Origin of the sequence: Paramuribaculum intestinale, from assembly GCF_003024925.1 — a bacterium.
GTDB lineage: Bacteria > Bacteroidota > Bacteroidia > Bacteroidales > Muribaculaceae > Paramuribaculum > Paramuribaculum intestinale.
Genome location: NZ_PUED01000217.1, coordinates 1 through 3,554, shown reverse-complemented (window position 1 = coordinate 3,554; position 3,554 = coordinate 1). Strand labels below are relative to the sequence as shown.

General features: G+C 42.6%; 3 protein-coding genes. All 3 read right to left on the bottom strand.

The annotated features are described in order from the left end of the window. A partial coding sequence (locus C5O24_RS11765; protein WP_153061372.1) for a type I restriction-modification system subunit M occupies positions 1 to 1,260 on the bottom strand: 1,260 nt, incomplete at its 3' end. Between the two features lie 52 nt (positions 1,261 to 1,312). Then, entirely contained in the window at positions 1,313 to 2,497 is a 1,185-nt protein-coding gene (locus C5O24_RS11760) for a hypothetical protein (protein WP_107036494.1), read from the bottom strand. Continuing rightward, positions 2,484 to 3,554: sensor histidine kinase (locus tag C5O24_RS11755; RefSeq protein ID WP_205961108.1), on the bottom strand; the 1,071-nt coding region annotated here is incomplete at its 5' end. The genes C5O24_RS11760 and C5O24_RS11755, both read right to left, overlap by 14 nt.

Sequence of the window (3,554 nt, the reverse complement as noted above, 5' to 3'; positions counted from 1 at the left end):
CATCAGCACCTTGCCCTTTCGCTCTGCCGGTTTCTTGTTGTCGAGAATCCAAAGATAAGTGGATATATCAGTGCCATAGAACAGATTTTTCGGCAATGCCACAATTGCATCGAGCAGGTCGCGTTCCATAAGCATCTTGCGGATTTCGCTCCATCCGCTGCCGGCCGCTCCATTGAAGAGAGGACTGCCGTTGAGTACAATACCTATACGCGAACCATTGGCATCCATCTTGCTAATCATGTGGAGTAGGAATAGCAGTGAACCGTCGGACGTGGATGGCAATCCCACAGAAAAGCGTCCGTCGCTCTTGGCTGCATCCTCTTTCACTTTTCCCTCAATCTTCTTCCAATCCACACCAAAAGGAGGATTGGCGAGCATATAACCGAATTTCTCGCCGGGGAACTGGTCGTTGGCGAGCGTATCTCCAAGTGCAATATTTCGGTCTTTGTCAAGGTCTCCCTTGATGAGAAGGTCAGACTTGCATATGGCGTATGTCTTTTCGTTCAACTCCTGACCGAAGAGATATATCTTCATATCCTTGCGGTCGGTCATTGACTGGAGGTAGCGTTTACCCTCCGTCAACATACCACCGGTACCACAACACGGGTCGTAAATTTGGAAATGCTTACCAACGGTGTTAACCTCCGCCTCACGTCCGTGCATGACTAATGAGACAAGCAGACGCACCACCTCACGGGGCGTATAAAACTGTCCGGCTTTGGTATTGGTGGTTTCCTTTGACTTACGGATAATAATCTCGAAGATGGTACCCATCATCGAATTGTCAACCTTGTCGGGATGCAAGTCAGCATTGTTGACAAAACTTTCTGTGACTTGAAACAGGAGGTCGTTGCGGTCAAGGCGGGAATAGATGCGACTGATGTCGCCATTCTCGCCATCCTCTTGTGTGAATGCCAAGAGGATATTGCGCACATTCTGCGTGAAGCCGTCAAGATACGTTTTGAAATTGTCGGCAAGCATCTTCGGCTGAGCAAGAAGTTTGTTGAGTGACAATCCTGACGTATTAAAGAATGTGAGACCGTTGCGGCGCATCAGAGCCATCAGCATCACCTCCTTCTTATCATCGGGGAAGTCCTTATACTGCTGGAAAAGCTCGTCATAGCGGTCCTGTAACACACAGTCAAGTCGCCGGAGCAGAGTGAACGGAAGAATCACGTTCTCTACCTCGGTATCGTCATACACACCACGGATAATCTCCTTGATGTTCCAAATCATGCCTGCAAGTTCCTGTTCTGTCATATATATCGAAAGGTATTTGTCGTTTTCTAATGCAAAGTTACTAAAAATATGTTCAACTTAATTGAACCTTTATGTCTGATTTTGATACAATCTCTTCACAGAAGGCAAAGTAAGGATACTTGACCTTTGCTTTGTCGTTATTCTGCCGTATGCCCGTTATTTTATGTGTATTCGAAGAATATCTTTTTTGTTGCAAGACACAGGCTTGGTAATGCCATATACCGTCTTTGTCTTGTTCTGGAATAAACTCGTCCTCCTCTTTTTCTATAGGCATTGTTTTCCGCTCGTATTTTGAGATTGAGCTTTCACTACAATCATATTTGTCGGCCAACCATATTATAAAATGTGAAACTCCGAAAGCTATAGAATATAGGAGAAAGTTCGATTTCTTTGACATCTCATAATCCTCCGGATTCAACGCTGGTATATCTGGATCTGGTGTGTGTGCATGAGCATTACCGAAAACTATAGCGCTGAGGATGTCTTTTTCTATATAATGGGGTATAAAGCGCACTCCAGGCCATTCATACCTAACGCCACTATGCTTCGTGTCTTTACCTGCAAGGTATAGTGAACAATCCATAAGATTTACCTTACCTCCTTTAATACAAGCATCGGGAATAATTTTCACCTTGTTTAGCGTTCTGAATATGGCTTCTATCACATAGCGTAGGTGAGGATAATCCTTGCTTAGATCTGGGTCTATTCTGTTGCGCATGAAATGCACATCGCATAAACATGAAGTAAGTCGATTTTCCGCATCGGACGATAACCCTATTTTGGCACACGCTCTAAACAAGTTCGGATATATGGACATAATTTGCCTAACTTCAAGAGAATCCATTGCGGTTATCATATCCTGAATTAGTTGATCGTCATCTCTATCCTTGATGTAATATTTCCCAAATGAGTCTTCGAACATTTTATTGCTCATCAAGTCCGGTTGGCCTGTGGAAATAAAGTAAGGGATTGCCCTCTTCAACGTCAGCTGATCCAGTTTTTGTTTTGCATTCCGCAGACCAACAAGGCTCGCTTGCTCGTTTTCTGATTCGTCCCACATTTTAGCGTCAAGAAGAACAGCGTCATAAAAGCTCAAGTTTGCTTCAAGCTCTGCCATCCCCTTTTTCTGAGTTGTATAGGGATGGAGTATGATGGAATGATCTTCTTTACAGAGCTCTTTGAAGAGATCCATCTTTTCCCACTCGTCATCTATCCAAAGTACATTATAGGGTCTCATTTTCGTCTAGATTTGCTATTGGCAATGAGATTCTGACAGTTGATGTTTCATTGCCAACCAAAATGTCATAATCACCTCCAAAATGTTCAACAATACTCCTCACAATATACCCACCTTTCCCATTTCTTCCGGTTTTGCCAGCTTTTTCACCTAACATGCCATATCGTTCTTTTGTTAGGCCCTCGGGGAAAGGAAGTCCGTTATTGGTGAAGTTTATATTAAAAGTTCCTTTGTGAGTATCCGCCGACAATGTTACCCAGATACAATAGTCTGTTCGGTCTTTTTTCAGAAGACCATGCTGAGCGGCATACGAGATAATATTGTCAACTGCTCTTTTTAAATCTAACTTTCCTATGTTAACCCATAGAGCAAGTGGCTCACGATTAGGCTCAACATCTGAGTTATCACTCACACAATTATTGCTATGAGATGTATGGAATGGCAGCCCGAGAGCCTCTAATGAGGGGCTGTCAGTATCATAAAGTATTTTGTAATTTACTTTATCATAGGGCGAATTTTCTAATTCTAACAGAAATTCATCTATGTTTACAATCTCTGGATTGCCAAATTCTTCCTCGTCAGAAAGGATATTAACCAACTCTTGAAGCCTTTTAAAAGCATCTTCTTGCCGGGCAATTACATTTTTAATGCTGGCATAATCTTCCCGATCAATGTATGTGTTGATTAGTTTGAATCCAGAAGATAATTGCCGCATATATGGAGCCATGTCATGCTTCCGGTTGCGCACATTGTTTATATACTCAGCCTTCATAGACTGAATGATTTCAGCCAAACCTAATTCCTCTGCCTTAACCAAGGTATAAGCTTCCTTAGCTTCAGTAAATATTGCAATCTGCTCTTCTTTCGACGGAAGGCCAATCTCCATTTTAAGAATGTCGTTGACTCTGATTCGGTTTGCGTAGGTACCGTATGCACTAATCTTATTCAATTCAAGACATAGATAATTAGCATCAACCAAATCGAACATCAATAAATCCCATGCGATAATATTGGGCTTCAAGTATACGGGATTGTCTTGGGATGCAGGACATATTGC

Coding starts and splice junctions, on each gene's coding strand:
- C5O24_RS11760 (WP_107036494.1), bottom strand. CDS start 2,497: ATGAGACCCTATAATGTACTTTGGATAGATGACGAGTGGGAAAAGATG.